The organism is Mycobacterium sp. (genome assembly GCF_036488105.1).
Lineage (GTDB): Bacteria > Actinomycetota > Actinomycetes > Mycobacteriales > Mycobacteriaceae > Mycobacterium.
In genome coordinates this window covers 1-3,435 of sequence record NZ_DASXHW010000531.1, presented here as the reverse complement: position 1 = coordinate 3,435, position 3,435 = coordinate 1, and the positions used below count along the sequence as shown (strand labels likewise).

Here is a 3,435-nt window from a genome sequence, read left to right as displayed (position 1 = left end):
CCCGCGCGGTGGCGGTGCTGACCCGTGACGACATGATCAACATCGAAACCGGGATCGTGCTGGCCGAGATGCTGGGACCGCGCGTGGTGCCCAAGGCCAACGGGCGCGCCGACGTCTCGGTGGTGCTCCGGGTATACGACCGCGCGCTGGGCCTGGCGGTCGCCCAACGGTTCCACTTCGAGAACGTCCGCTCCTCTGTCGCGCTGGCCGCACCGTGGTTCATCGGCGCCGCGATGGGCGTGGAGGTGCTGGGCACCTTCTCGATCGGCCAGAGTTCGTTCATGGTCGGTGCGATGCTGGTGGCCGAGGGCAGTGAACTCGACGGGCTGCAAATGGGGAAATTGTCGAGCAGAACACGCGTGATCGCGATCTGCCGGGAAGACGCCCCGATCGATCTGCGCCCCCATCACGAAGGGCGACTTCGCGGCGGCGACACCGTTTACCTCGTCGGGCCCTACCGCGATCTGGTGGCCACCCTGCGCAAGGGATTGCCACCCAAGCACGTCGTCGTGGGCCCGGAGCCGGTCGGCGATGTCGACCAACCAGCTCAACCTCAGCAAGACGTCGACGTCACCCGCCAAGCAAGAACTGGCTGAAAAGAAACCCGGAACTCGCCACTGTTTTCCCCAGGGGTTTGCGAAATACGGTGATCCGTTTCTAAACGGCTGTGGCGTCGACCATAACTGCCGTCAATATAGCGTCATGATTCTGACCGCACATCGTTAAGAATCCATCATGGGACGCCATCGCCCGCATGCAGTCCAGACCGTTCGCGACCCGCGGAGGTTTCAGTCGCCGATGACAACCTGGTACGCCGCCATGCTGTTTGCGGTGCTACCGCTGAGAAACGCGCTTTCGGGATCGCCCTCCTTCGGAAGCTGGATCGATCTCACCATCGTCATGTCGGTGCTGGTGGCTCTGGTGGTCTCGATGCTGCTCCACACTGGCGCCTGGTGGCCAGCGACAACTAAGTCCTGAGACACCGACCACACAACACGATTCGCTGCTCGAACGCCAGACGCTCCTTCGACGCCCAGATACGTCTGCGCGACAACCGTTTTCGGCGTTCACTCGATGGCTTCAATGACGATGACGCGGCTGGGTACCAGCATCCTGACAAGTTGAGTACAGCTAAGTCACAGGAACCGCTGCGTAGAATAGTCGAACTGTCGGGGCCATCGATCCGTGGGGTGAAAGCAGTTGTTGCGCAAAGCTGGGACTTTGTGCGACGGCGCTCAATTCGCTGAACCTGAGAAACGTGAGTGACCGGCCTGAGAATTGCACGTGATTGCTGCCGCGAGCAGGCGTCCAGATGGCGTTATGATTTTGTTTGCCATGCGTTAAGAAACATAATGGGATGCCCGGACGGTCAAGACATAGGGCCGGCGGGATCCCTGGACCGACAAATCTGGCGCCGTCCGACTGGCGTCGAGCCGAACCGTCTTTGGAAAGAGGGGGTAATGCTTTCCACGACCGTCGAACCCGAATGTCGCCGGCGGCCGCTCGTCATGTCGTACGCGATGACTTGGCCGGGTAGCTGGACCGCTGCCGACACCGCCGGCTCGCCCACGACGATCGAGGCGGGCGCTCGCAGAACTCCGGAACGAACAGCGCCAAAAGTCTTGGTGTATAGCACCATTCACCCCGAAGCAGATCGCGTCGAAGCGTACTGCTCCACCGTACCGGCCAATTCGCCCGCGGTGCACTGAAGGGGGTTACTGAGCAATGGATTTCGGGACCTATCCGCCGGAGATCAACTCCCTCCGGGTGTATACCGGGCCGGGGGTGGCGCCGATGCTCACCGCCGCACAGGCTTGGCAAGGGCTGGCCGCCGAACTGCATTCGGCGGCCGGCTCCTATCAGTCGGTGGTTTCGAGCCTGACCACCGGACCGTGGTCCGGGCCCGCATCAGCGTCGATGGCTGCCGCCGCGGCGACCTACGTCTCGTGGCTGCAGGCCACCGCCGCGCAGGCCGAGGAAACGGCCGCGCAAGCGAAGGTCGCGGCCGCCGCCTACCAAACGGCGTTCACGTCGACGGTGCCGCCGGCGATGGTCACGGCCAACCGCAGCCAGTTGATGACGCTGATCGCGACCAACGTGTTCGGCAGAAACACCCAGGCGATCGCGGCCAACGAAGCGCAATACGGCCAGATGTGGGCCCAGGACGTGGCAGCCATGTATGGCTACGCGGCCTCGTCGTCGTCGGCGACACAGCTGTCACCGTTCAGCCCACCCCAACAGACCACTAATCCCGGCGGGACTGCCGGACAGTCAGCCGCAGTCACGCAAGCAACCGGCACGGCGGCCGGTAACGCGCAGAGCACGATCCAGCAAGCTTTCGCCGCGGTGCCGAACGCGCTGCAGGGCGCTTCGGCGGCGGCGGCGCCCGCCGCCACCGATCCCTTGAGCACGCTCGCCAACCTGATCTCTGTTTTCGTCGACCTGCCGGCGGGCTTGGCGACGTTCGCGGCCGACATCCCGCTCGGCAGCATCGGGGTGGTCGCCCTCCCGTTCGACGTGGTCGGCGCGTTGACTGGTACCCACACCGACAAGATCGTCAGTGGCTGGAACGCAGAACAGGCCTGGCCGGGTGACGGACCCGCGCCCGTCAAGCCGTTCCCTGCGCCGCTGCTGAACCTGCCGCCGGGCGCCACACACATACCCAAGCCCAGCGTCGCCGCCGGCCTGGCCGAGGCGAACTCCGTGGGCGGATTGTCGGTGCCGCCGACCTGGACCATCTCCACGCCTGCGGTACGCCCGACCGCGGTGACATTGCCGGCGCTACCGGACTCCGCCGCCAACGCAGTCGCCGGTGAATCGATGTCGGGCGCTTCGGGCAGCACGTTGAGCGAGATGGCGCTGGCGGGGATGGCCGGCCGGGCGATGGCCGGGACGGTTGGCACCGGCGCCGGTCGCGGTGGCAAGTCCCCCAAAGGCGCGGCCTCGGCGGCCCGCACCAAGGAAACGTCCCGCCCCAGTGAGGCTGCGACACAAGGTGATACCGACGATGCGCTGCAGAGCAAGCCCCGGACCGTCGTCACCGGAGTCGCCGCCGAGTTGCGCGAGTTCGCCAACCTTCGCGACGAAGGAATTCTGAGCGACCAGGAATACACCGAGCAGAAGAACCGTCTGCTTGGACGCTGAGACACCCACCGCCAACTGGCGGACACATCGGTCGTCTGGAAAAGGAATGCGCAGCAATGGATTTCGGGTTCTATCCGCCGGAGATAAACTCCGGCCGGATGTATTCCGGTCCGGGATCGGGGCCGCTGCTGGCCGCTGCGCAGGCCTGGGTAGCGCTGGCCGACGAGCTGTACACCGCGGCCAGCGGCTACCAGTCGGTGGTGTCGGAGCTGTCACCAGCCTGGTCGGGTCCGTCGTCGACTGCGATGAACGCCGCGGCCGCATCGTTTGTCGAATGGCTGAGTGCGACTG

General features: G+C 65.0%; 2 protein-coding genes and 2 pseudogenes. All 4 read left to right on the top strand.

Annotation, left to right across the window (positions count from 1 at the left end):
- Positions 1-596: pseudogene (locus VGH54_RS28010) on the top strand (hypothetical protein); the annotation flags it as partial.
- 160 nt (positions 597-756) lie between these two features.
- A pseudogene (locus VGH54_RS28005) lies at positions 757-978 on the top strand (DUF4436 family protein); the annotation flags it as partial.
- 747 nt (positions 979-1,725) lie between these two features.
- Complete coding sequence (locus VGH54_RS28000) at positions 1,726-3,144, top strand: PPE family protein, SVP subgroup (RefSeq protein ID WP_331515402.1); 1,419 nt, start codon at positions 1,726-1,728, stop codon at positions 3,142-3,144.
- 56 nt (positions 3,145-3,200) lie between these two features.
- Positions 3,201-3,435 (top strand): PPE domain-containing protein (locus tag VGH54_RS27995; RefSeq protein ID WP_331515400.1); only part of this gene is annotated, 235 nt, incomplete at its 3' end.